Below are 24,874 nucleotides of genomic sequence, written 5' to 3'. Positions count from 1 at the left end.
GCAGAATAGTCGCTACGTCAACATTTAGCCGGCGGGCACAGGCCGGCGCATTGTGTAAGCGTCCGCCCCAGAGCCCGGGTAGTAGTTTTTTCGTAGCCCCATATTTTCGAAGCCGTAGCGTCGATACATGGCGATAGCGGGTTCATTATCCGTGCGCACTTCTAAAAACACTGGGCCCGAATCCTCCGCCACCGCTGCCATCAGCGCGTCCATGAGCTGCGCCCCAAAACCTCGACGCTGCCACTTCTGCCCCACGCCGATGGTGTGAATCTCGTACTCGGCGGCACCCGCAGGCCCCAGCTTGGTAATTCCCGCATAGCCGCACAGTTCTTCGTCCCCGTCTGCCTCTGCGATCAGCCCGACGTAGAAATTGTTCGGCGCGGCCAGCTCTGCCATAAAGGCCGATTCCGGCCAGGGATCATCGCCGGCAAATAGCTCCGCCTCAATCGCCGCACACGCCTTGGCTGCAGGAGGCCCGAGACGTACTAGCTTGACGACGCTCATCTCATAGCCTTCGGGACAACGGCATCCGGGCGGCGCAAGTACAGCGGCACCAGTGGGCCCGGCGCGGAGTCAAAGTGGGCCGTTTCAACCATGGCTTTCGGAGTGGGAAAGACTTGTTCGGCAGCAACCTCAAGCCCGGCAATTTGCTCGATGTGGCTGAGGCTGCCGCGGGCGTGGCTCGGCGTGAAGTCGGCGACTTCTGCTGCGAGCTCTTCCTTGAGCAGCTCCATGACGTCGGCTGGCTTGGCCACTGCCGGACCGAAAACTCGCTGGCCATCGCGGTAGGCCGCGAAGTACACCTCGCGGCGGCGAGCATCGGTGACGACCAGTTCATCGCCAACACCACCCGCGAGCGCATCCAGACTGCAGATGCCGTAGCAGGGAATTCCCAGAGCGTCGGCAAAGGAGGCTGCGGTGGCCATACCAACGCGCAAGCCCGTAAACGGTCCCGGACCACAGCCGACAACCACGGCATCTAGCTCGGTTGCCGCCACCCCACTGTCAGTGAGGCACTGCTGAATCAGCGGCACCAGCACTTCGTTGTGCGCGCGGGCATCCAGGTGCAGCGTTTCGGCCACGGTTTCACCATCGCGGACAATTCCCGCGGTGACCTGTGGGGTCGATGTGTCAACGGCCAAAATGTTCATACTCAGTAACCTACTTGAACCGACTTGAAGCTACTTGCTCCACTTCCAGGTGACGACGCGGGTATCGTCGTCACGCGAACGATCGATGCTCACCTGCAGATAGCGCTCGGAGAGCACCTCGGCGAGCCCCATTCCCCACTCGGCGACCACGACGCTGTCCTCGAGGTCGGTGTCCAGATCGAGTGAATCCAGCGCATCGAAGGCCTCGCCATCGGAGCCGGGCCCCTCTTCGCCGAAGAGTCGATAGGCGTCGACGTGGATGAGGGTGACGCCATCTTTTGCGAGCGGACGGTGCTCGCGGACGATGGTGAACGTCGGCGACGTCACGCGACCGCGCACATTCATGCCGCGGGCGATGCCCTGCGTGAGAGTGGTCTTACCCGCGCCGAGTGGGCCATCGAGAATCACCAGATCCCCGGCGGCTAGCTCCCGGCCAATCTCCTCGCCGAGGTCACGCATGTCCTCTGCGGTTGGCGCGATGCGGCTGCGCACCCACTTTCGCTCGCTGCGTCCCTTCGGTGCGGTGAGGATTTCGTAGTTAATGGTGCCGGATGCCTCCGCGAGGTCATCGAGACCGGGCTCCCCCAGTGTGGGATCACCGACGATGACCGCCGTGTCGCCGGCCTCGACATCACTGTCTGGACCAAGGTCGACAACGAACTGATCCATGCACACGCGTCCTACCTGCGGATAGCGTGTGCCATTGATGTTGACTTCGAAACGCCCGGATGCCGAGCGCATCATGCCGTCGGCATAGCCGCAGGGCACGATGCCGATGGTGGTGTCGCGGTCAGCTGTCCACGTCTGTCCGTAGGACACCGACTGCCCTGCCGGCAGCTTCTTGACCAAGATGACCGACGCTTCCCACCGCATCGCTGGACGCAATCCATGGGTGGCCCCCACAATTGGCTCGCCACCATAAATAGCCAGGCCTGGGCGCACCATGTCGAAGGCCAGGTCAGAACGCGACAACGATGCCGGCGAATTCGCCGCATGGTTAATCATCTCGTCCAGCCCCGCCTCGCGCAGGACAGAAATGGCGGTTCGGAAATTCTGCGCCTGCTTATCGACGCTCTCGTTGCCCGGCTCATCCGCGCATGCAAAGTGCGTGAAAGCACCGGTGATGTTCAGCGCGCCGGTCTTGTGCAGCTCGACCAGCTGATCAACCGCATTCTCAAAGTCCCCATTGGCCATAGAGAATCCCGAGCGCCCCAAGCCCGTATCGACCATCACCGTCACACGTGGTGTCACCGACAGCGCCCTCCCGGCATTGGCCACGGCCAGCGCATGAGCCATCGACGGCAGGCCGAGGTCAATACCTGCAGCTACAGCACGCTGCAGCAACGAGGTGGCTGCCGCGTCCCAGATCCAGGCGAGGATGGGGATGGTGTGGCCGTCGTCAAGCGTGGTGCGGAGTTCCTCGCGGAGGGAGAGCGCCTCGTCGATTGTTGCGACGCCGAGCTGTGTTGCGCCGCCGGCCAGTGCGGCACGCGCGGTCTGCAGCGCACCCTGCGAGTAGCCGTCCGCCTTGACGACGGCCATGAATTCCGACACCCCTGCGATGGCCTTGACGGTCTTCACATTGTGGGTGATTGCGTCGAGATTAACGGTATGGGTCAGGATGGCTGGTGCCGAGGAAGTCATAGCCGTATTTTGCCACTGCTGCCTTCATTGGTGAACCATGCGGTGGCATCTCGGATGGATTCAGCGATGTCCTGGGCGCTGCAGGGTGCTGGTCCGAACTCTGTCTGCGCGGCCAAGAATGCGGCGCGAGCGTGAATAATTACTGGTACGTAGAGGGATTCGCCACGCGCTACCCAGGCACCAAGGAGTCCGGACAGTACATCGCCGGAGCCCGGAGTGGCCGCCCAGGAGCTACCCGCGTCAATCACAACTGTGCGCTGCGTTGTCGGATTGGCAATCACGGTGCGGCGTCCCTTGAGCAACACTTCGCAGAAGAACTGCTCGGCAAGTTCACGGGCATCTGCGATGGGGTTAGTGACCTCGTGCCCGGTAAGGCGCTCAAATTCGCCGGCGTGCGGCGTGAGAACAGTGCGCAGGTTGCGCTCCTGGCCGCGCTCGCGGACGAGCTGTCGGATATCCTCATGCTTCGACAGCAGCGTCAGTGCGTCAGCGTCAATGACTACTGGTTTGTCGGTGGCCAGAATGTCGCGCAGTTCCTCGGCCGCGCGCTCATCAGTGCCCCGACCAGGGCCGGCAACCCAGGCATCGACGCGTACCTCTTTACGATCCATCGAGTCCGACTGCGCAATGACCGTCGGCAAGGCCGCGGTGATGCGGTTGCGGGCGGCCGCGTCGCCGACATAGATAACCGCGGGACTGGTCGCGTGCACGGCAGCGGAGGCACACAGCTGACCAGCGCCCGGATACGCCTCGCTACCGGTGGCGATACCTGTAACTCCGGTGGAGTACTTGTGGTCATTAGCACCGGGTTCGAGCTGAGTCTTCGCGCCAAAAGGTGCCGGAAAGCTCCCGCCTAGGGCTTCGTAAAACTCTACGGTCAGAGTCTGGTGGTGGACGGCATTGTAGTGACCGTTCTCATAGAGCGTCTGCCCCAGTCCTGGAAGTTCGAGGGAGAAGGCATCGAGCGCAATTTCGTGTAATTCGACCTCACCACAGGCTTCCGACAGCGCATGCGCGTAGCGCAGTCCGCCGAAGGTCACCGTTGTCGTGGCCTCGACGTGGGATGGCAGGTACGGATCCTGGCCCTCTTCCAGGTCGAGGTCGGGATTGATGGTCTGGGAGGGCGGATCAAAAGTGCGTCCGGTATCGGCTTCCACACCACTCGGCACGTCGACCGAGAGAATAGGCACCTCGCCTATGTTTGCCTCGCGCACCAGCCACGCAGCCTCTTCGCGCAGCGCACCATGACCACCGAGCCCCACAATTCCGTCGATAATCAGTGCGTATTCTTCACTTATCGACCACAGAATCTTCGATAAATCCGTCTCCCGGTCACACCCCAACGGCAGCACCCGCCCGCCTGCGAGCTCAAACGCTTTCAGCGCCCGTTCATGTGGCTTGGTGCCCAGCAAAACTGCATCCACGCCATGTCCGCCCGACGACAAGTCCCGGCCGGCATAGAGCGCATCGCCACCATTGCCTCCCGACCCAACCAACAGCAGCACACGACCGCGACCAGGCTCCGGCGACGCCTTAGCGAGAATCCGCTCCGCCACCTCCGACACAGCGGCGGCTGCGTGGCGCATGAGTTCGTCGTCACGCGTTTGTGCGTCCAGATAGGGCTGTTCCGCGGCGCGAATTTCGGCAGCTGTGTAGCAGTACGTCATAAACCCAGCCTACGATTAGCCCCTATGGATGACTACTCCCCGAGCACGCGAGTTTTCGGCCCTCTACTGCGCGCCTTTCCGCAGGCATACCTGCGCTCGTTGCGTCATCCCGAATGGATCCCCCACGGCGTGCAGGACGTTCGCGAAATCCTCGACGGCAAAGTCACTCCCGACCTGGATGGATACAACGGCCGCACACCAATTGTCCTGGTTCACGGCACCTGGATGAACTCGTTCAACTCCTTCGCCATGTTGGGGCCGTTCCTCGCCCGGAATCGCCCTGTATTCTCACTCGATTACGGCTCCGACCCCGCCGCGCTGGTCAGCCGCCTCCGCAGCGTCAAAGCCACCACCGATTTGAACGATGCGCTCGCCGAAGTCACCGACCTTCTCGACCGCTTCCGAGCCCAACTCTCCCTACCCCGCATCGACCTCATCGGTCATTCCCAGGGCGGTCTGCACTGTCGCAGTTACGCCAACGCGAGCATCGATTCGCTTTACGACGACGCCCTCAACCATGGCCTCAACGAAGAAGACGCCGAGCAGTTCGCCTCCGACAACAGCCCCGTGCGGGCAGTCATCTCGCTTGCGGGAAACCATCGCGGCACTACTGCGTGGGGCATGCGCCGAAGGCTCAGTGCCCTTGAGCGATGCGGCCTACCAATGCACAAACTCGTCGACCGCCTTGTCGGCCGTGCCTGTATTCAACAGCTGCTGGACTCCGACTATATTGCGACTCTGAACCGCGCAGCGCGTGGCATTACCCGACGCGGCCCGCACTACCTGAATATCGGCACCCCTTTCGACACCGTAGTTCGCCCGTGGACCGGCGCCTTTTTGCCCGAACAAGAGGGTCACCACATTACGAACGTCAACAACGCCACCGGCGGTGGCGACTGGTCTGACCACCTCGCGCTGCTCTACTCCCCCAATACGTTAGAACTCATCCACGAGTTCTTAGACGAGCTGGATCGCGCCGAGGAGGGTGGTGCCGAGGAGGGTGGCACCGAGGACTCTTCGACCAACAAGCAAACGCCGCGCCATGTACGGCAGCGAGTCCTGCCTATGTACGGCGCACTGCCGACGAGGCTCGGGCGGCGGAGGCTCGGACGGCGCGGCCAGATCTAATCCAGCATGGAGTTTTAGAACATATTTCTAAAACTCTATTGACACTTCTTCAAACAGGTGTACGATTTGGGTTGTAGGGAAAATATGTAAGCAAAAGTTCTTTGTCCGATGCACAGAGGTTGGCGGGGCTGGTTGAACGAGCCTCTCCACGCTCCTCTCCACCACAGAACTCAATCTTCAATTCTCCGGCGGACACGTAGTAATCAGGGGGGATAACCAATGTCATCGCCGCCCATAGAACTTCCAGCACCAGGTCAAAAGCCCTCCTGGGCCAACCAGCAATCCGACGACCCCATTAGCATCGCGGCCCGTGCCACCAACGCCGCAGACCTTCAACTCATCGATATCTGCGCTCCCGGTGACGCGGTAGACGTCAATCACCATCTCGCCCGCATAAGCATCCGAACCGGCCTTAGCCGCGGCAAGTGCTCTATGCTGTGCGAGATTGCGCTGATGTTCGAGCGCCTACCAAAAGTCCGGGCTCTCATCGAATCCACCTTCTGTTTCTCTCTAGCCCATCTCCGCGCCATCGCCAATGGCGTTGCCGGGCTGTCACCAGACCAGTTCGACACGGTAGAGCCCCATCTTTTGGAAATGCTCACTCCGACGCGACCTCGACAAGCAATGATTGGTGTCTACACGCTGTCTCGCCTAATCGGCGACTTGGTTTCTGAGTACAACGACTGCGCCCGCAACGACGGCACCCAACGGGTTCCAGAAGGCGAAGCGGTCACACTCGCCGACACGGGCGATGGCAAGCACAAAAAGGTCACAGCAATCCTTGAAAACGACCGCGCGACCGAACTCATGGCCAGGATCCAGGGGATTCGCAACACCGCAATCAATCGTGATGAACAGTGCACGCAGGCGGAAGCGCTACTACAGCTGGCACAGAATTCGACCAATGCCGAGATTGTCATCAATGTCTACCGCGAGGTCGGCGGTGGGCCAGCATGGATTGATGGCGTCGGCTGGCTGAGCGAGGTAGCCACCGAAGAATGGATTGCTCGCGCAACTCACATCCGCATCTCCGCCGACAGCAAGGTGGATGGTTACCGCCCCACCGAGAGCCAAGTGGCTCGCGTCCGTGGTCGCGACGGTACCTGCCGCTTCCCCGGCTGTGACGTCCCGGCATCCAAGTGCGACCTGGACCATATTCAGCCGTACAACCACGACAATCCCGAGCAGGGCGGGCCAACTGACACAGAGAATCTGCACTGTCTCTGCCGCCGACACCACAACCTAAAAACTCACGAGGGCTGGGACATCGACAGGTACCCCGATGGAACGGAAGTGTGGACTTCCCGCGATGGAGACACCGCGACTAGCGTTCCGGTTGGGCCGCTAAAGAACGTCGGCAAGCAAACTTTTCATCAGCGCGTGACACGAAAGATGAAGACGATTCAGAAACGCAACCTCGATTGGATGTTGTCATTTTGCGACATACCTGACGAGGTCTGGGAGCTAACAGAGGAGGAAGAAAAACGCATCGAGTCCCTCACGGATGAAGAACTCGATGCGGAGATTGAGCAGTACCGACGAAAGCAGGACGAACTACTCGACGGTGACTGACTTAGCCAGGTTGCGCGGCTTATCGATGTCCTCGTTACCGCACTGGCGAGCGATCTCAGCTGCCAGGAACTGCATCGGAATCGTAGACAACAGCGGCTGGAGCAGCGTGGACGTCTCCGGGATCTCAATCAGGTAGTTCGCAAACGGAACCACCGACTGATCCCCTTCTTCGGCAATCACAATGGTCTTGGCGCCACGGGCACGAATCTCCTGGATGTTGGAGACAATCTTGGAGTGCAGCACGGCGCGTCCCTTCGGCGATGGCACTACAACGACGACCGGAAGATCATCCTCGATGAGTGCAATTGGGCCATGCTTGAGCTCGCCTGCCGGGAACCCCTCTGCGTGAATGTAGGCAAGCTCCTTGAGCTTCAGCGCACCCTCAAGTGCGACTGGGAAGCCAACGTGACGGCCAAGGAAGAGCATCGTCGGAATAGCACCGATTTCCTTGGCCATGTCGATGAACTCATCGCCCTTAGCAACGACCTTGTCAATCAGTGCCGGGATGGTCTCCAGCTCTTCAAACTCGCGAGTGACCTCATCCGGGTACTTAGTGCCGCGTGCCTGGGCAAGAGCCAATCCGACCAGGTAATTTGCGGCTACCTGCGCCAGGAACGACTTGGTTGCAGCAACACCAATCTCCGGGCCGGCGTGCGTGTAGAGCACGGCGTCAGACTCACGCGGAATCTGTGCACCGTTGGTGTTACAGACTGCCAGCACGCGGGCGCCCTGGCTCTTTGCGTGCCGCACGGCCTCGAGGGTGTCCGCAGTCTCACCCGACTGCGAAATAGCGACCACCAGCGTTTGGCGGTCCAGCACCGGATCGCGGTAGCGGAACTCGGACGCGACCTCAATCTCGACCGGGATACGAACCCAGTGCTCAATGGCGTACTTGGCCAACAAACCGGAGTGGTATGCGGTACCACAGGCGACGACGAAGACCTTCTCGATGTCACGCAGATCTTGGTCGCTTAGGCGGGACTCGTCGAGAACGATGCGGCCATCAACGAGGTGACCGGCCAACGTATCGCGGACGGCGGCAGCCTGCTCGTGGATTTCCTTCATCATGAAGGAGTCATAGCCACCCTTTTCGGCTGCGGCGAGATCCCAGTCGATGGTGAATGGTCGACCCTGCTGCTCGTTGCCGGCGAAATCCAGGATGCGGTAATCATCTGCGGTGATGATGACGACGTTGTCCTGCCCCAGCTCCACGGCCTCGCGGGTGTGCGCGATGAAAGCCGCAACGTCAGAGCCGAGGAACATTTCGTTTTCGCCCACTCCGACAATCAGCGGAGTGGAGCGACGAGCAGCGATGATGCGATCCGGGTGGTCTGCATGAGTAAACAACAGCGTGAAAGCACCCTCGAGGCGGTTGAGCACGGACAGCGCAGAGGCCTCGAAATCACCAGCGGTAGATCCGCCGTCGGAACCGTCCAGGGCACGTGCGAGCATGTGCGCGGCGACCTCGGAGTCGGTTTCGGACTTCAGCTCAATGCCGGCATCCTCCAGCTCCTGACGTAGCGGAGCAAAGTTCTCGATAATGCCGTTGTGGACGATAGCCACCTTGCCGTCATAGGACTGGTGTGGGTGGGCATTCTCATCAATTGGGCGACCGTGGGTAGCCCAACGGGTGTGCCCAATTCCAGTGGTTCCAGTGATTTTGTCGCGCCCATCCGCGTCAAGGGCAGCCTCGAGGTTGGCGAGTTTACCGGCCTTCTTCTCTACAGTGATATGCCCCTGATTGTCGACAATGGCAACACCCGCGGAGTCATAGCCACGGTATTCCATGCGTCGTAGCGCATCGACAGCAATATCCAGGGCGGGCTGATGGCCCACATATCCAACGATTCCACACATGCCCTACAGAATAACCCGCGAAGCGGAAAATCGTCATAACGAAATAGACATTCTCGCTCATCCTGGCACTTTTTCAGCAAAGGTATGCACCTTATAGTTAAGCTATTCACTGTGGCTGACAACTTGAAGACTCTGACATCTAATCTTTCCAAGCGTGGACCGCACCGCGTCATGGTCGGTGACCTAGCTTTTACTGGCCTGCCGGGAAAGGTCTACACGCCTGCCGAGGGCAATGGCATCCCCGGTATCGCCTTCGCACACGATTGGCGCACACCGATTGAGGAGTACCACGCCACGCTGCGTCACCTAGCTTCGTGGGGCATCGCGGTCGCTGCTCCGGACACCGAAAATGGCATTGTGGCAGACCACCGAGGTCTCGCCAACGATTTGGAGACAGCGCTCCAGATTCTCGCTGGTGTCCGCCTCGGTGAGGGCAAGGTCGTCGTCCACCCGAAGAAACTCGGTGTCGCCGGCCACGGCATGGGCGCTGGCGTAGCCGTCCTCGCCGCCGCTGGTCACGACATCATCTCCGGCGTTGGCTGCGTCTACCCCGCGACTACCGCGCCTTCCTCCACCGCCGCTGCCACCAATGTCTCGGCTCCGGGCCTCGTCCTGGCCCCTGGCGAGGATCAGTGGCTCGATCGTGGCAACCCGGCTCGCCTGGCTGTTCAGTGGAAGGGCGATGTCGTTTACCGCGAAGTAGACAACGCTGACCAGAGCAGCTTCTCGGAGACAACTCTTCTCCGTCGCCTAGCGGGCTTCTCTTCTTCCAAGGTGAAGTACCAGGAGGTTGCGCGCGCCGCGCTCACAGGCTTCCTGCTGGCCACGGTCGGTGACGACAAGAAGTACTCGGATTTCGCGGACCCGACCGCCACTATCAAGGGCACAACTAACCGCGACATGGAGTGGCTCATCAAGGAGCTGCCGGAAAACCCGGAGCACTCGCTGATTCCCGGCAAGTAATCACTAGGCCACGCTTCAGGACACGCCCCGAATCGACTTCACCGTCGGCGTCCCTTTCCCCGCCCGCCCGAACAATCGCGTAACGGTTCCCTTCGGTCGGGCGGTTTTTTGCTGCTTCTCGACGCCCTTCGCCACCTCTCTCTCTCTCCTTAATTTCGCGTGCTTTACGACGCTCTTCCAAACCCTGCAATTCTTTCTGTGCCCTCTGTATCGCCGTTTCGAACTCCTGCCTGGTCATTGCAGCAGCGTCGTAATAGGCCTGCCCAATCCGGTCATATTTCGCGGCATGCTTACTCCCCATTACCACTCACCTGCCGTTGGCGAATTAACCGCGCCCACAAGCTCCTGGGCGTTGGGCTGCTCAGGGGGCTCGGGCACAGCTGAAGCAGATTCCTGCACTGATGCTGCCGAGTCCTGAGCTGGTTCTGGCTGTGTTTCTGCTTGTTGTTCTGGCTGCGGCTCCTGTGGCAGCTCGATTCCCAGGTGCTTTAGTTTCTCAGCTGGAGGAGGCGGTTCAGGCGCGTCTTCTGGTTCAGGTTCAGGTTCAGGCTCAGGCTCAGGCTCAGGCTCAGGTTCCGGGGCTGGTTCGCAATCCTCAGGTTCCGGTTCGGGTTCGGGCTCGGGTTCCGGCTCACAGTCCTCCGGCGCGGGAGCTGGTGCTGGTGCTGGTGCTGGTGCTGGTGCCTGTTCACACACTGGTTCTTCCATTTCTATGCACATGTCTAAGTTGAGCAGTGAGGACGCGACACTGCCTGCAACCCCGACAGCCCCCACAATTCCGGCGATGCTGGCCGCACCTACAGCACCAATGGCACCTCCAGCGGATATCCCAGCAGCAACGCCTGCCTCAATCCCAATATCAACGTTGGCGGCAACCCCAATTCCACCAGCGATAGCGCCGTTGCCACCGGTTACAGTAGCTCCTTCGCCACTCACAGGCTCAGCCAGCTCTGCACAGGCCGCCGAGGTAGCACCCGAACTGGCAGGAACAGTAGGAGGCTGCGGCGGGGTGGCGACCACTGCGGCCTCAGTGTCACACGCTGCCTGTTCAAGACACTGCTCGATGCAGGTATTGCGCGCATCGTAGAGCTGACCAGTGGAGTCGACGAGACTGTTACACACCTGCTGGGCCACTTGTGCGGCTTCGGCGCCGACCTCCGGATCGTCGACAAGCGCTTCGCACTGAGAGAGGACACCGTCGGTTTGCTCAGCCATATCTTCTGCCTGCTTTTCGCAATCCTCGAGGACCTCGTCGACTTTCTTGCCACACTCGCCGACACTCTGCGCGCCATCGGCGGACTGCTCATCCTGATTCGCACAGTCCTGCGCGGCTTTATCACAGCGCTCTTTGGCAGCGTCGGCAGCATCGCCTTTCAAACCGCCCCAATCGAAAGCCATAACAATAGTTATCGCGGAGGCTATCAACCCCACGGAGTTGGAGAACTTGGATAGGGCGCTGCCTTTCCAGCCGTCAGCGCGTCGCACCTTATCCAAGACTTTGGGCAGATTCTTGCCGATGCCGCCGACCCCGCGCTTGGCTCCAATACGGCTTCCACGGCCAATAACACGCACCAATATCGGAAGAATTCGAGCAACCCACGGCATCAGTCCACTACCTCAATTCCACCGAGGTCGGCACTCCCGTCGCTGTCACAGCTTGCAAAGACACGCCACTGTTCCCGCACTGCCGGAGCATGGTTGCCAAGTCCCGCGTACATCGATTGCCCGTGCTCACGCAGCCGCACTGCCGCCTGCTGCAGACGACGCCCCTGGGCGGCAAAACCCTGGCCACAGTCTGCTGCGGAAATATCGGGAGCGCTTCCCCACCGCTCATGGCCGTCACGGCCGCGCTGCTCAATCTCTCGGGCAGCCGAGGTCACTGCATCTTCCGAAAAGTGCAGCAAGCCTCCGCCACGGCCTCCAGTAAAACTTGCGGACACGAAAAATCCCCTTCCCCGCGAAAAACAGTTCTTATTACTGTTAGGCGCGAAAAAAGGGGATTCGGTTCCGTTGAAGTACTAGTGCGGGTGCCCCCGGGCTAACGAGCGCGGTAGATACGCTTACAACCCTCAACACCGGTGAAGCTGAAAGGACCGGTGCCAATCAGTGCGTCGTCTCCCAGGTTTGAGTACTCACCCGGATCTTCATGCGTCACCTGAGCGTGGCGGTAGTAGGTCGGATCATCGAGCTTTACGCGCTCTTCCAGTTCACGAGCATTATCTGCGGCGCGCAGCTGGGACTCGTAGCCCTCGACCACATTGCCGGTGAGGAACTCAGCAACTGAGCCTGAACCATAGGAGACAACAGCGATCTTCTTACCAGTCAGGTCCTTCTCGGTGTCCAGCAGCGAGAGCAGGCCGAAGTAGGCCGATGCTGTGTAGGAGTTACCGATGATGCGGTTGTACTCAGTGGTTGGGCCGAGCTGGCGGGCCTCGTCCTCTGCGGTGAGCTCCACACCGTTATTGGCCGACAGCTGCCGGTGCGCCTTGTAGGCCATCTTGGTAAACGGCTGGTGGTAGCTGAAGTAGTCAATTTCACTGAAGTCCACACCGCCGCGGGCACGGTAGTCCTCGTAAGCACCCTGAACAGCGTCGATGTAAGCGCTAATAGAGAGCTTGCCCTCCACCAACGCCTGACTGCGGTGGTTCGGACGCCAGAAGTCCATAACTTCGCGGGTGAAGACGCCCGAAGCCGCATCGATGGCCAGGATGCGCGGATTAGCGGTCACCAGCATGGCTACAGCACCTGCGCCCTGGGTAGGCTCCGCAGCGGAGTCCAGGTCATAGCGGGCAATGTCGGAGGCGACAACGATGACCTTTTCCTCCGGATTGCGGGCCACCAGAGCGCACGCAAACTGCAGCGCCGCGGTACCCGAGTAGCAAGCCTGCTTCAGCTCAACAGAGCGCGCGTGCGGGTCAAGACCAACCAACTCGTGGACATAGACTGCAGCGGCCTTCGACTGGTCGATACCGGTCTCAGTGGCGAACATGATGGTGCGCACGCCGTCGATACCGTGGCGATCCACAATCTTCTTCACCGCAGTCGCGGCCATCGTCACCGGATCTTCATCAGAGGCAACCACGCTGGAGCGTTCCTGCCCCAGGCCCTTGTGATATTTTGCCGGTTCCGCTCCGAGTCGGGGCGCAATATCGGCGAGGTCAATGCAGTACGAACCCGTCGCAAAAGCGATGTCATCAATACCGACCGGGGTCACATTGCTTGTTGTCATCAAAACCGTGCCTTCACTACCTCTACAGATTTTAAGAAATAACGGGCAACGAAACATCCCATGTCATCAGAACGACCATCAGAGCAGTCATCAGACCACGGGATATTTTGCCCACAAAATGTTAATTGCCTACTACAGAAATCTAGCGCGTTTACCTGAGATTTGTCTTAGGTTTTGCGAATTGTTGCGACGCGCTACTTCGCACGCTCGATAGAAACGTGCGCCTCCATCAGCTCACCCGGGTTCGTCTGTGCCGCGAGCAGGGAAAGCTCACCACACCAGACGATTGCCGCGCAGCACGCTGCTAGACGACGGGCATTCTCACCCGGCTCACGGTCCTCCTTGCAGCCCAGCGCCGTGAGATTCTTCTCCACGAAGTCCAAGCCCTTGCCGTTGCCCACGGAACCGACGATCAAATGTGGCAGGGTGCAGCTAAAGCGCACGGAGCCGTCGTCAAGCGCCTCTACCTGCGTCAGCCCCTGCGAACCTTCGACGATATTCGCAGCGTCCTGACCGGTAGCGAGGTAAAAGCCCAGCAGCATATTGGCGTAGTGCGCATTACCGCTGCGCAGCGAACCGGCCATGATGGAGCCGACGAGGTTCTTGCGCTCGTTGAGCTCGGCCAGACGCTTGGCAGTTGTGCGCAGACGTTCGCGGACAACTGGCTCCGGAATGACGGCTTCGGCAATCATGTACTTACCGCGACCCAAAATGCCGTTGACGGCGGAGGTCTTCTTATCGGTGCAGTAGTTTCCCGAGATAGAGCCATAGCCCAACTCTGGCATCTGCTCCATTAGGTAGGACATCAAACGCTCTGACGCCAGCGTGGCCATGTTGTGGCCCGAGGCGTCACCGGAGAAGAAGTCAAAGCGGACAAAGAGCAGACGCGATGCGATCTGAAAGTGAATATCCACCAGCCTGGCAAAACGCGAGGAGGACTCCACGACCTTCTTCAGCTCGTCATAACGAGACAGGATGTTGTCGCGCGCAACGACGGCATCAGCTGCCGAGTCGAGTGTGAATACCACCGAGCGAGTCATCTTCTCGCCGACGAAAGTGCAGGTAATGCCACCTTCAATCATGCGGGAGACCTTCGCACCGCGACCGCAGGACGGCCACAGCGGGGTCTCGTAAGTCGCCAGCGGAATCTTCACCTCGTCATTCATGACGTTGCCACTAATGCGCACCGGGCCAATCCAGCTCAGTGGTACGTGTGCATATTCCAGGTCGTGCGAGCTCTTTTCAGCCATTGTCCTAAGCGACCCTTTCTAGCTGCATGCAGCTTCGGTTCCCAGCTTCTGTAAATTCCAGCTGTCTTAAATTCTACGGTCTAAAAATTGTGGTCAAAGTTGAGCGGCCAGCTTCAGCGGCAACGGCCGAATGCCAGCAGCCCGCCAGCGCGCGGTGATGTCCGCGGCAGTCTCTCGGGTCGAGCTCTCAGCATCGACACCACTTGAGACTCCGACCAGCGCGATTCCACAGTCACCACCACCGGAGCCACTGCTCTTGCCCGCGGCCCCCGCGCCATCGGCGATGTCGGCGAGCGCTTTCAGTTTCTCCGTCTCGATGCACACAGCACGCTCGCGCTCATAGTCCTGCAGCAGCGTCCGATTCTCGCGCAGGCAGGCAAACGCCGCTGTGTGGTCGCCGTCGGCAAGCGCCTGCCAGAGTTTTTCGCTTATCGACGAGACCCCGCGTACAAAATCACGGTCTGCGCCACCGGCCTTCTTCAACTGAGAGTCCGTCTTCACCGGACTGCCCGTCCAGCCGACCAACAGTTGTAACCCGCCGAGGTCGGAACGGGCGTCAATGCGAAGATTCGGCCACGGTGCCGCCACGGCAGCGACAGGATCAGCCGCCACGAGTTCTGCGAGCGCCGTCGGATTCGGCCGGCGATAGAGCACCACCCCGCCGTGCGCGGAGCACGCGATATCGCCGCCGGAACCAGCCGCACCAGCCAGAAGCGTGGCCACCATCGCAATCTTGTACACGTCCAGCGAATTGAGCTCCAGGCCTAGGTGCGCTCCCAGCGCACGAGTCACTGCCACAGCGACAGCCCCGGAGGATCCCAGGCCATACTTCGCACCGCTGTCGGCGTCATCGAGGTCCGATTCAATGACGATATTGATGGGGCTCTCTGGGGTGTTTTCCAGCTCGCCCGCAGCAATGCGATAGACCAGGGAAATCGTATGGGTAGCGATGTCACCTGGCGCATCAATATCAATGACTCGCCCCTGCGGTCCGTAATAGCTGGAGTACACGCGAGAGACCGGCTGCGATGGGTCGGCATCGTGGCACCGAACCGTCACATAGCGGTTGACTCCTGCGATGACGGCCAGCCCCTCAACATCCATCACTGCATATTCGCCGGTGAGATACAGTTTGCCACAGCCGCGGCCAATCGATTCGCCTTCGAAAGGTTCGCCCTTAGCGCTACTCAACTACTCCCCCAGCTACACCAGGTATGCGCCGGGGCCGGAGCCGGAAACCAGCACGTCAATATCCTCGAACTCTGCGCGGAAACGATCCGCGATGGTCTCAGCATCGCCGCTGCGGCACAGCACCTTCACGTTCGGACCGGCATCCATGGTGGCGTAGCACTCGGTGCCCTCGTCGCGCAGCGTAGCGACGAGATCGAGAGCCGCCACCGAATCCGGATTCCAGTAACGCACCGGAGGAAGAGCCCCCAGCATAGTGGCGTGCATGCGCATGGCATTGGCCTCGGCAAGCTCGCCGACCGCAGTGAAGTCCGCAGCGGCAATGGCGGCCTTCATGTTCTCGATATCGCGGGGCACCTGCTCCACCCACGCCGGGAAGAACGGTGAGGTCTCGACCGTGCGACGCATGGCGGCACGGCTGTCGATCTTCTTGCGGCCTGGGGCCAAAACCGCCACGACCAGGGAGAGGTCCAGGCCGGAATCTGGCAGAGCCACTGCGTGACTGGAAGCATCGTCATCGCCGGGCAGCCACTCGACGAGGCCGCCGAAAATAGAGCGACAGGCCGAGCCCGAACCGCGACGGGCCAGAGCAGAGAGCTGTTCCGGGGTGTAGTCCAGGCCGTAGGCCTTCGCCGCGGCCAGCGCGAGAGCACCGAAACCTGACGCGGACGAAGCCAGTCCAGCGCCCGTCGGAATCTCGTTGGTGCTGGTCACCTCTGCGAAGCTAGTGCTGCCCGCACGCTCGCGGACCAAATCCAAGAACTTCTGGACGCGGGACAGATCCTTGCCCACCATCTCCTGGCCGTTCAGTGTGCCCAAGTCGGCGGTGACGCTGGGATCGTCGATAAGCGACACCGTGGTGGTCGTCGGAGCGATGCCCAGAGTAAGGGACAGCGAACCTGTGGCCGGCAGCTGCACGGCCTCATCGCGCTTGCCCCAGTATTTAATCAGGGCGATGTTGGGATGAGCGACGGCGGTAGCGGTCGTGGTCACGAGGGATTTACCTCCACAGTCCAAGTAGCAACGGCATTGGCGCCCATCATGGCATGGCTAATCAGTTCCGCGTGATCGGCGGACTCTGCCAGCGCCATCACACAGCCGCCGCAACCGGCACCAGTGAGCTTTGCACCGTGGGCACCTGCCAGACGTGCGGCAGTGACGAGATCAGTGATGGACTCATGCCCAACACCTAGTTCCTCTAGCGCTTCCTGCGCCGAGTCCATGCGATGTCCCAGACGGGCAAAATCACCCTTGGCCAGGTTGTGCACCGCGCCATCGGCCAGCTGCCCCAAGTGATCCAACAATTCCTGGCCGTGGACTCGGTGCGAATCGACGAAACCACGCACGCGGGCAACGGCCAGCGACGTCGAGCCACGCACACCGGTATCCCCCAGCACCAGCCACATCTTCTTGGCTACCTGCAGCGGACGGAACTCCCCCTGCTTGAAATAGACCGGACGAGACGCACGGGCAACCGTGGCATCCAGGCCAGAGGGGTTACCGTGCGCCAGACGCTCAGCTTCCTGCACCAGGTCAAAGCGCTGACGTTCGGTCAAAGTGCCATCGGCGAGGTCACGCACTGCGTCGATAAGCGCATGTGCCACAGCGGCAGAACCACCCAGCCCTGCGGCGGGCGGGATACCGGAGCGGAGACGAATCAGCAGGTCACGTTCGGGAATACCGAAGGTGCGCAGGCCAGCGCGGAGTGCAGCGGCGATGGAGGCAAAGCGCTCCGGCAGCTCGTCGATGTCAATGACCTCGCCGTCCATGGAAAACAGGACGGGAGAATCCTCCACACGGTCAATCCACGCCATCGTGCGCAGCGATGTCACCGGCAGCGCGATAGCTGGCTTGCCATAGACGACAGAGTGCTCGCCCAACAGAATCGACTTGGCATGCCCTTCACCGAATGCGGCACCCTGTTCATTGGCCAGGGCATAGAACTCCCCGGTCTCCAATTCCTCGGACTTGTCGAGGCCGAAGTCGTCGACGCTGGCGTTTTCTACGCTGGTCACGAAGCTACACATCCCTTTCCGAAACCGACTGTGCGGCAGCCTGCGCCTCCGCGGGGCCATGAATACCCGGCACACCCGCAATGTCGAAACCGTACTTGGAGAATTTCTCCGCGCCAACACCCCAGACGTGGTTAAACCACTCCGTCATCGGTTCGTTCGCGCGGCGTTCGGCGAGCTCCTGCGGGGTCACGTACACCACTTCATCGACCTCATCGGGGTTGATATCCACCGACTTCGGATCGACGATGCCGGCGTAGACATGGTTGTACTCGTGCTCCGCCAGTCCCGAACGATCATCGATGACCTGGTAGATAACGATGCCGATTTCCTCCAACTGGGAGACATCCGCACCGAGCTCTTCCTTCGCACGACGCTCAACGGCATCGGCCACCGGCTCCCCCGGCAGTGGGTGCGAGCAGGTCGCATTCGTCAGCAGCAGTGGTGAGTGATACTTCGACTCCGCACGGCGCTGCAGCAGCATGCGTCCCTGCTCATCGAAGAGGAAAAGGGAAAAGGCGCGGTGCAAAATTCCCGGCGGAACGTGTGCTTCAAGCTTGCCGACGGTACCGAGAACTCGACCGTCACGATCGACTACCTCTACCTGGATGTCGGCTTCACCCGGGGCAAAACGGGCTTTAATGTCCTCTGGCGCATCATTCATTTCCACACTCCTGACTCTAGACTGCGGCCACAACCGCAGCTAACTCCCCGGCAATCTTGCGGGCCGATTCCGCATCGGCGGCCTCCACCATGACGCGGAAGAGCTCCTCGGTGCCGGACGGGCGCAACAGCACGCGACCGGTGGAGCCCAGCTTCTCCTCGGCAGCATCGATGGCGGCCTTGACCTCTTCAGACTCCAGAATTGCGGCCTTGTTCGACACCGGTACGTTGATCAGAGTCTGCGGCAGCACCTTCATTACGGAGGCCAGCTCAGCCAGAGACCTACCAGTGCGTGCCATCCGCGCCATGAGGTACAGACCGGTGAGGGTGCCGTCACCAGTGGTGGCGTGATCCGGAATGACCACGTGCCCCGACTGCTCACCGCCGAGCGAGTAACCGCCAGCGTTCAAATCAGCCAGCACATAGCGGTCGCCGACCTTGGTGGTGCGCAGGGCGATATCGTTTTCCTCCATCGCCAGCTTGAGGCCGAGGTTGCTCATCACAGTGGCCACCAGCGTGTTGTGGTGCAACAGCCCCTCTTCCTTCATGGCGACGGCCAGAATGGCCATGATTTGATCACCGTCGACGATGTTGCCCTGCGAATCCACAGCCAGGCAGCGGTCGGCATCGCCATCGTGAGCCAGTCCCAGATCCGCGCCGTGCTCCAGCACTGCCGCGCGCAAAACCTCAATGTGGGTGGAACCGCAGTTGTCGTTGATGTTGTAAGAGTTCGGCTTGTCGTGAATAGCGACGACGTCGGCACCGGCGGCCGCGTACGCCATGGGGGCTGCCTGCGAAGCAGCACCATTTGCACAATCCACCACGACGCGAATGCCGTCGAGCTTGGTACTGACCGCACGGGAGAGGTGGAACAGGTAGCGGTCGAGCCCGTCTGGGGCCTCCTCGATGACACGACCCACTCCGGTGCCCGTGGGACCGGTCTCCGGCAGGTTGTGGAGAGCGTGTTCGATTTCCTTCTCCACCGCGTCGTCAAGCTTGGTGCCGCCCGCGGCGAAGAACTTGATGCCGTTGTCCGGCATGGGGTTGTGAGAAGCCGAAATCATCACACCCATGTCGGCACCGTAGTCGTCGGTGAGGAAAGCGACAGCCGGAGTGGGCAGCACACCGACACGCAAGACGTCGACGCCCTGGGAAGCCATGCCGGCAGACAGCGCTGCGGCGAGCATCTCACCGGAGACACGCGGATCGCGGCCAACAATGGCCAGGGGACGACGCCCCGATGGATTCGTGCCGCTAGTCAGCACAGTGGCCGCAGCAGCACCCAGCCGCATTGCCAGCGGTGCGGTCAGAGTCTTATTCGCCAAACCGCGGACGCCATCAGTTCCGAAAAGACGTGCCATTGTTGCTAGACCACTCCTTGGGGGTTTATGAGTTTTGGTATCGCGGACTGTTGCATTGTCAATGCTGTATTACTTTAGCCGGTCGCGCAGGCGAATCCAGACTAGCCACAGGACACAATTGGCTGCGGGTCATAAACCGTAGTCTGAGTTTCACGCGAGATTTCCGCGCCAGAGAGGTCCCGAATGACGCGTGTGTCGGAAGTGGTAAAGCCCTGCGCACCCGACGACGGCTGGCAAGAGCTGCCATTGACCTGCATACGCTGTGGTTGCGTGTATGCCCAACGGCCACCATTGATGGACTCGACGTTGACCTTCTTCACACCCTTGATGCGCACAGTGACGTCGGAGCCAGTAGTAACGGCCTCGATGAGAATCGGAGTGTCGGAACTGTTCTTAAACGCTAGGTCGATTGCGCCCTCGTACACCGTCGCCTCACGGCCGGCCGGGTAACGCGAAATGTAGTAACTGTGCGGAGTGTGCGCGACATCCTCCATGCCCGCAAAGTACGAAGCATTGTACAAAGTAGTGGCGAACTGGCTAATGCCACCGCCGACAGCCTTATCCGCATGGCCGTTGAGGATGATGCCCGACTCGACAAAGCCCTGCGCAGTACCGCGCGGACCCGTGTAGCCATTCAGGCTGAATGTATCGCCCGGCGCCACGAATGCGCCGTTGACCATCTGAGACACCAGGGCAATGTTTGTTCCCGATGCCGAGCTGAAGCCACCGGTGGTGAACTCACCAATGACATCATCGAAGGTGGCACTTTCCGCTTGTTCGGTGGTGTAGGTGGCGGGCTGGTCCTCGTAGACCGCATCGAACTCGCGCTTATCCGTCGAAGTCACACGCTCGGCGAAGTCCTTCATAGTTTCATCCCACTTCACGGCTACGCCATCAACTGAGGGGACCACTTCACGCGAACCACCGCTGAAGCGTATCGACGCATTGCGCTTATCAACCTCGGAAGCAGCCAGCCCCTCCTCGAGGATCTCGCGTGCGCGGTCGACATTGATATCGGCGGCCAATCCGCCGTCGCGCGACACAAAGCTGATGATCTCAGCCATGCGCTCCGGAGGAATTACACCATCTTTGCCATCGCGGCCCTTGGCAACAATGGGACCCGACACGGCAGCGGCGGCCTCTCCCTCAGCTGCCTCACGAACCTGATCTTCACCGATAGCCGGGTCGTGCGCGGTGGTCTCCACATCGATGCCCTCCGGCGACAACCACTTGGCGGCCAAATCCCCGCTGACCGCATTGCGGTCGACATCTTGGCCGATGACCGGTGGAGTTGTTTCCACGCGGCCGTCAACAAGCTTGACCTCACCATCGACGGGAGCAATAGTCAGTTCGCCGACGAGACGGTCGACCTGCGGTTCGAACTTAGAGCTATCGATATCGCTGACCAAATCCAGCTCACGGGTAGTAAAGAAACTGCGCACCCAGGTAACTGGGTTCGCCGTCTGCTTGCCCGCCTGAGCGACCGTCTTCTCCCAGTCGATGCTCAGCCCCGCCTCCTCGGGCAGAACCTCCGCCGCGCGCTCGCCGGCACGCAACGCCACTGGATGAGTGGAAAGATCACCGAGCTGTTCTTCGAGCTTCGCCTCAGCGTGATTCGCGCTCAGCGTGCTGATGTCAATCCCCGCAACGGTAGACCCGCGCGGGACATGGTCCTTATTCAGCACGTAATCGACAGCGTAAAACACACCGAAGAGCGCGAAGATACCGAGGACGATGCCGAGGAAAATCTTTAATCCGCGGTGACTGGAGGAAGACTTTTGTTTGGCCACAGCCACTTACTTTACCGTGGAAACACTACTAACTAGATTTTTATTAGATTCCGCAGGTGCCCGGAATGCGTTTCTTGTTCTTCGCATACTGCTGGAAAGCATCGACCACGGCATTGGCATAGACCTCGGCGCCATCCGGGGTCGGATGGATAAGGTCCGCGCGCAGCTTGGACAAATCGTCACGCACACCATGGCACCAGTCAGCCACATAGACATTGTCGCGCTTCTTTGCCGCGTCGAGGACTTCCTTCTCCGACTGAGGCATCCACACGCGATCACCGTACGGGTTGATTAGGACAATGATGCGGTCGTCACCCAGCGAATCGAGAATCTCATCCAACAGGTGTTCGTCCGATGCCGCAGCCGACTGGTTGATACCAAGACCCAGCACAACGAATGGATCGAGCGTACCCGCCGCCTTCATACTGGCGATAATCTCCGGCGCGGCCGGATAACCACGGGAAACTGCCGCATCGATGTAGATGCCGGGCAGCTTCTCCTCCAACGCGGACGCCGAGGCGAGCATCACAGAGTCGCCGATAGCAGTGATCTGGTCGCCACGCGGCATAACGTGCTTGGCCAACTCGGCCTCCTCCGCCTTTTGCGCCTGCGCACGGCGCTCTGCCGCCTCCTGTAGCTGCGCCTCCAAACGCGTCATCTTCGGCGCCGTGGCCATCCCTGCCACTGCACCGACCACGACGACCAACGCCAGCACTGCTGCAACGCGCGGCTTCCAGGAACCGGCAAACTGCGTGCCCGAAAACTGCGACATCCAACGGCGGTAACCCATCCGGCGAATTGGGGATTCCACATTCTTGTACGACCAGTTCGCCAAAAGCAGCGCCAGCACAATACCTGCAAAGGCAGCGAGTTTCTCATACTGCATCGCCTCATTGCGCTCCAGCAGTTCACGGATGAGCACGATGACCGGCCAGTGCCACAGGTACAGCGAGAAAGAAATCTTTCCCAGCCAGCACAGTGGCTTGAACTCAAAAATCTGACGCACGGGTGAAACACCGCGAACGACGAGATAGAGAATCGCCGCCGACAGCAACGACGCGAACACCAACCCACCACGGTAAGTCGCCGACGCGGTATCTGACATCATCAGCAAAACCAACGAAAGGAAGATCAGCGGCAGCGAGGCCACTACGAAAGCCTGGGCAGAACTGCCAAAGAAATCCCGCAGGAGGGGTTCCGTGCGTGGCCAGGAGTCCGCCTCCGCGCGTGACGACGTCGACGTCAACCACAATGCGAGGGCCGCACCAAACAGGAGACCAAAGGCGTGAGTATCGGTGCCGTAGTAGACCCTCGTGGGGTCGACCTTCGGATCGTAAAGCGAGACCATCCACACGAAAGAAGCAACCGCCCCAATGCCCGCCACTGCTGCCAGCTTGCGAGATGCCAGCTTCAGCGCGAGAAGAGCCACAAAGATTAGTGGCCAGAGCAAGTAGAACTGCTCCTCTACCGACAGTGACCAGTAGTGGGCTAGCAGCTGCACACCAGAATCCGCGAAATAGGACTGAGAGCCCGCAATCTGCGTCCAGTTATTGACGAAAAAGACCGTGCCGAGAAACTGCGTCGACAAGCCAACAGCGGAATCACCGCCAACCAGACCTGCGACGGCGATGGAAATAAATAACACAAACATCGCAGCCGGGGCGATGCGGCGCAGTCGACGGAGCCAGAAGTCCTTTAGGTCGATGCGCCCAGTGACCGCGCGTTCGCGCACCAGAAGCGAGGTGATAAGAAATCCGGAGAGCACGAAGAAGATATCCACGCCGATGTAGCCACCGGGCAGCACATTATCGAAGTAGTGGTAGATCACCACTGTGGCAACGGCCAGACCGCGCAGCCCATCAATGCCTGGTACGCGTCGAATGCGGAAGGGATGCTTCGCCACCGACGACGAGCTAGAGGAGCTCTTCACGTCGGAGGTCTTGGTGGCTGTGGTGCTCACCGCCATACGGTTTCCTTCTTCCCATCGCACTACAATCGCACTTCCATCGCACCGCAATCGCACCGCGAAAAAACGATTCTCGTGGCAGTTTTTAACGGATAAAAGTCTAACGTACGGGGCTTGTCCCGAAAATGCAGCCATGCCTGGTCACGGCGGACTTTAACCCAAAAAAGCACCCCGGCTTGCGCGTAATACGCAAACTGAGGTGCTTTTCGAAACAGTAAAGCCTAACGCTTGGAGTACTGCGGTGCGCGACGGGCCTTGTGCAGACCAGCCTTCTTGCGCTCGACAGCACGAGCGTCGCGGGTGAGGAAGCCAGCCTTCTTGAGAACGCTGCGCTCCTCCGGGTTGAACTCGTTCAGGGCACGAGCGATAGCCAGGCGCAGAGCACCGGCCTGACCGGACGGGCCACCACCGTTGATGTTGGCCTTGATGTCGAACTGGCTGTCACGCTCAACCAGGACCAGCGGATCCTTGATTTCCTGCTGGTGCAGCTTGTTCGGGAAGTAATCCTCGAGCTCGCGACCGTTGCAGACAATCTTGCCGGAGCCGGCAGTCAGAACGACGCGGGCAACGGCGCGCTTACGACGACCGACGGTCTGAATCGGACGATCCAGGGTCAGCGGTGCAGCCGGAGCAGCCTCAGCCTCGGTCTCAGTAGCAACTGCATCGCCGATGGAAGAGGTGAACTCTTCGGTGGCAGCAGCAGCGGCAGCCTGAACATCATCGTAGGAAGCCTCGGTGGCCTCTACGTTCTGGTTCTCGTTGACGTCCTGTGGGTTGGTCACTGTGCCACCGCCTTGATCTCGTAGTTTTCAGGCTTCTGACCGGCGAACGGGTGCTCGGAGCCGGCGAAGACGTGCAGCTTCTTGATGGACGCACGCGAAAGCTTGTTGTGCGGCATCATGCCCTCAATAGCCTCAGCGATAACGCGCTCCGGGTGAACCTCGAGGGAACGACCCAGGGTCATCGACTTCAGGCCGCCCGGGAAGCCCGAGTGGCGGTAGCGCATCTCACGTTCCCGCTTGTTAGAGGAGACGTGCACCTTATCGGCGTTGATGATGATGACGTGGTCACCGCAGTCGACGTTAGGGGCGAAGTAAGCCTTGCCCTTACCGCGCAGCAAGTCTGCGGCGTGAGTAGCCAGACGGCCGAGAACAACGTCGGTAGCGTCGATGACGTACCACTTGCGCTCGATGTCACCGTCCTTCGGATGGAAAGTAGACAACATGACTCCTTTTAGGGTCCGTGTAGATTTGCCAGCCACCGTGCACACTGTTGTTATTCCCCGGCGGCCGGTGGAGACCCGAGGCAACATTCACGTGTGCGCACACAGTTTGGCTACTTTACCTTGAGATGGCGCTAGAACAAAAATGCCAAAGCCAGTCTCAGCTGCAAACTACTGAGACTGGCCTTTCCCCCCGGAGTGCTGCTAGCAA

At 60.3% G+C, this 24,874-nt stretch carries 21 protein-coding genes; 3 read left to right on the top strand and 18 right to left on the bottom strand.

Translation table 11 applies throughout. The annotated features are described in order from the left end of the window. Positions 1-24: 24 nt before the first annotated feature. Genes rimI through HMPREF3042_RS01270 form a run of 4 tightly spaced genes read right to left on the bottom strand, consistent with a single transcriptional unit; the run spans position 25 to position 4,462 of the window. Positions 25-504: a ribosomal protein S18-alanine N-acetyltransferase gene (gene rimI, locus HMPREF3042_RS01285; protein WP_070855844.1), complete on the bottom strand. Its 480-nt coding sequence runs from the start codon at positions 502-504 to the stop codon at positions 25-27. After that, entirely contained in the window at positions 501-1,151 is a 651-nt protein-coding gene (gene tsaB / locus HMPREF3042_RS01280) for a tRNA (adenosine(37)-N6)-threonylcarbamoyltransferase complex dimerization subunit type 1 TsaB (protein WP_070855843.1), read from the bottom strand. Before tsaB ends, rimI begins: the two co-directional genes overlap by 4 nt. Positions 1,152-1,181: 30 nt before the next feature. Next, positions 1,182-2,795 carry an alanine racemase gene (gene alr / locus HMPREF3042_RS01275; protein ID WP_070855842.1) on the bottom strand — a complete coding sequence of 538 codons (1,614 nt, stop codon included), beginning with the start codon at positions 2,793-2,795 and terminating at the stop codon, positions 1,182-1,184. Further along, complete coding sequence (locus HMPREF3042_RS01270; RefSeq protein WP_070855841.1) at positions 2,792-4,462, bottom strand: NAD(P)H-hydrate dehydratase; 1,671 nt, start codon at positions 4,460-4,462, stop codon at positions 2,792-2,794. The genes alr and HMPREF3042_RS01270 overlap by 4 nt, the downstream gene beginning before the upstream one ends. Before the next feature lie 24 nt (positions 4,463-4,486). Between HMPREF3042_RS01270 and HMPREF3042_RS01265 the strand changes: the two genes are divergently transcribed. Together HMPREF3042_RS01265 and HMPREF3042_RS01260 are read left to right on the top strand one after the other, a co-directional pair. Beyond that, the gene (locus HMPREF3042_RS01265) at positions 4,487-5,590 is read left to right on the top strand and encodes an esterase/lipase family protein (protein ID WP_070855840.1); all 1,104 of its coding nucleotides are present in this window, start codon (positions 4,487-4,489) and stop codon (positions 5,588-5,590) included. 219 nt (positions 5,591-5,809) lie between these two features. Beyond that, positions 5,810-7,162 carry an HNH endonuclease signature motif containing protein gene (locus tag HMPREF3042_RS01260; protein WP_070855839.1) on the top strand — a complete coding sequence of 451 codons (1,353 nt, stop codon included), beginning with the start codon at positions 5,810-5,812 and terminating at the stop codon, positions 7,160-7,162. Here HMPREF3042_RS01260 and glmS read toward each other — a convergent pair. After that, positions 7,145-9,019: a glutamine--fructose-6-phosphate transaminase (isomerizing) gene (glmS, locus tag HMPREF3042_RS01255; protein WP_005509815.1), complete on the bottom strand. Its 1,875-nt coding sequence runs from the start codon at positions 9,017-9,019 to the stop codon at positions 7,145-7,147. The genes HMPREF3042_RS01260 and glmS overlap by 18 nt on opposite strands. A gap of 111 nt (positions 9,020-9,130) precedes the next feature. Here glmS and HMPREF3042_RS01250 point away from each other — a divergent pair, with 111 nt between their 5' ends. Beyond that, positions 9,131-9,982, top strand: coding sequence for a dienelactone hydrolase family protein (locus HMPREF3042_RS01250; protein WP_246821883.1), 852 nt, complete (start codon positions 9,131-9,133; stop codon positions 9,980-9,982). Positions 9,983-10,282: 300 nt separating this feature from the next. Here HMPREF3042_RS01250 and HMPREF3042_RS01245 read toward each other — a convergent pair whose 3' ends face one another. The 13 genes from HMPREF3042_RS01245 to rplM all read right to left on the bottom strand — a co-directional run bounded on the left by HMPREF3042_RS01245 (position 10,283) and on the right by rplM (position 24,663). After that, positions 10,283-11,587 (bottom strand): hypothetical protein, encoded by a 1,305-nt coding sequence (locus HMPREF3042_RS01245; RefSeq protein ID WP_070855838.1) that lies wholly within the window; start codon positions 11,585-11,587, stop codon positions 10,283-10,285. Next, positions 11,587-11,922, bottom strand: a complete 336-nt coding sequence (locus HMPREF3042_RS01240; protein WP_070827268.1) for a hypothetical protein — start codon at positions 11,920-11,922, stop codon at positions 11,587-11,589. The genes HMPREF3042_RS01245 and HMPREF3042_RS01240 overlap by 1 nt, the downstream gene beginning before the upstream one ends. A 98-nt stretch (positions 11,923-12,020) precedes the next feature. Continuing rightward, positions 12,021-13,211: a hydroxymethylglutaryl-CoA synthase gene (locus HMPREF3042_RS01235; protein ID WP_070855837.1), complete on the bottom strand. Its 1,191-nt coding sequence runs from the start codon at positions 13,209-13,211 to the stop codon at positions 12,021-12,023. A 194-nt stretch (positions 13,212-13,405) separates the two neighbouring features. Continuing rightward, positions 13,406-14,461, bottom strand: coding sequence for a hydroxymethylglutaryl-CoA reductase (locus tag HMPREF3042_RS01230; protein ID WP_070601251.1), 1,056 nt, complete (start codon positions 14,459-14,461; stop codon positions 13,406-13,408). A 93-nt stretch (positions 14,462-14,554) separates the two neighbouring features. Further along, positions 14,555-15,652, bottom strand: a complete 1,098-nt coding sequence (locus tag HMPREF3042_RS01225) for a phosphomevalonate kinase (protein WP_070855836.1) — start codon at positions 15,650-15,652, stop codon at positions 14,555-14,557. 12 nt (positions 15,653-15,664) lie between these two features. After that, positions 15,665-16,642 carry a diphosphomevalonate decarboxylase gene (gene mvaD, locus HMPREF3042_RS01220; protein WP_070855835.1) on the bottom strand — a complete coding sequence of 326 codons (978 nt, stop codon included), beginning with the start codon at positions 16,640-16,642 and terminating at the stop codon, positions 15,665-15,667. Further along, positions 16,639-17,664, bottom strand: coding sequence for a mevalonate kinase (gene mvk / locus HMPREF3042_RS01215; protein ID WP_246822282.1), 1,026 nt, complete (start codon positions 17,662-17,664; stop codon positions 16,639-16,641). The genes mvaD and mvk overlap by 4 nt, the downstream gene beginning before the upstream one ends. Before the next feature lie 4 nt (positions 17,665-17,668). Beyond that, entirely contained in the window at positions 17,669-18,325 is a 657-nt protein-coding gene (gene idi / locus HMPREF3042_RS01210) for an isopentenyl-diphosphate Delta-isomerase (protein ID WP_049182338.1), read from the bottom strand. 16 nt (positions 18,326-18,341) lie between these two features. Continuing rightward, a complete protein-coding gene (glmM, locus tag HMPREF3042_RS01205; protein WP_070855833.1) occupies positions 18,342-19,685 on the bottom strand; it encodes a phosphoglucosamine mutase in 1,344 nt (447 codons plus the stop codon). Positions 19,686-19,786: 101 nt separating this feature from the next. Beyond that, complete coding sequence (locus tag HMPREF3042_RS01200) at positions 19,787-21,475, bottom strand: VanW family protein (RefSeq protein ID WP_070855923.1); 1,689 nt, start codon at positions 21,473-21,475, stop codon at positions 19,787-19,789. Between the two features lie 43 nt (positions 21,476-21,518). Next, a complete protein-coding gene (locus tag HMPREF3042_RS01195; RefSeq protein ID WP_070855832.1) occupies positions 21,519-23,441 on the bottom strand; it encodes an acyltransferase family protein in 1,923 nt (640 codons plus the stop codon). Positions 23,442-23,662: 221 nt separating this feature from the next. Then, positions 23,663-24,223, bottom strand: coding sequence for a 30S ribosomal protein S9 (gene rpsI / locus HMPREF3042_RS01190; RefSeq protein ID WP_070851210.1), 561 nt, complete (start codon positions 24,221-24,223; stop codon positions 23,663-23,665). Next, positions 24,220-24,663, bottom strand: coding sequence for a 50S ribosomal protein L13 (gene rplM / locus HMPREF3042_RS01185; RefSeq protein ID WP_005509852.1), 444 nt, complete (start codon positions 24,661-24,663; stop codon positions 24,220-24,222). The genes rpsI and rplM overlap by 4 nt, the downstream gene beginning before the upstream one ends. Between the last annotated feature and the right edge of the window lie 211 nt (positions 24,664-24,874).

It is taken from the genome of Corynebacterium sp. HMSC074C05, from assembly GCF_001838325.1.
Classification (GTDB): Bacteria; Actinomycetota; Actinomycetes; order Mycobacteriales; family Mycobacteriaceae; genus Corynebacterium; species Corynebacterium amycolatum.
The sequence above is the reverse complement of the archived record's forward strand: the minus strand, read 5'-3'. Positions and strand labels throughout refer to the sequence as shown.

Coding starts and splice junctions, on each gene's coding strand:
- rimI (WP_070855844.1), bottom strand. CDS start 504: ATGAGCGTCGTCAAGCTAGTACGTCTCGGGCCTCCTGCAGCCAAGGCG.
- tsaB (WP_070855843.1), bottom strand. CDS start 1,151: ATGAACATTTTGGCCGTTGACACATCGACCCCACAGGTCACCGCGGGA.
- alr (WP_070855842.1), bottom strand. CDS start 2,795: ATGACTTCCTCGGCACCAGCCATCCTGACCCATACCGTTAATCTCGAC.
- HMPREF3042_RS01270 (WP_070855841.1), bottom strand. CDS start 4,462: ATGACGTACTGCTACACAGCTGCCGAAATTCGCGCCGCGGAACAGCCC.
- HMPREF3042_RS01265 (WP_070855840.1), top strand. CDS start 4,487: ATGGATGACTACTCCCCGAGCACGCGAGTTTTCGGCCCTCTACTGCGC.
- HMPREF3042_RS01260 (WP_070855839.1), top strand. CDS start 5,810: ATGTCATCGCCGCCCATAGAACTTCCAGCACCAGGTCAAAAGCCCTCC.
- glmS (WP_005509815.1), bottom strand. CDS start 9,019: ATGTGTGGAATCGTTGGATATGTGGGCCATCAGCCCGCCCTGGATATT.
- HMPREF3042_RS01245 (WP_070855838.1), bottom strand. CDS start 11,587: ATGCCGTGGGTTGCTCGAATTCTTCCGATATTGGTGCGTGTTATTGGC.
- HMPREF3042_RS01235 (WP_070855837.1), bottom strand. CDS start 13,211: ATGACAACAAGCAATGTGACCCCGGTCGGTATTGATGACATCGCTTTT.
- HMPREF3042_RS01230 (WP_070601251.1), bottom strand. CDS start 14,461: ATGGCTGAAAAGAGCTCGCACGACCTGGAATATGCACACGTACCACTG.
- idi (WP_049182338.1), bottom strand. CDS start 18,325: ATGAATGATGCGCCAGAGGACATTAAAGCCCGTTTTGCCCCGGGTGAA.
- glmM (WP_070855833.1), bottom strand. CDS start 19,685: ATGGCACGTCTTTTCGGAACTGATGGCGTCCGCGGTTTGGCGAATAAG.
- HMPREF3042_RS01195 (WP_070855832.1), bottom strand. CDS start 23,441: ATGGCGGTGAGCACCACAGCCACCAAGACCTCCGACGTGAAGAGCTCC.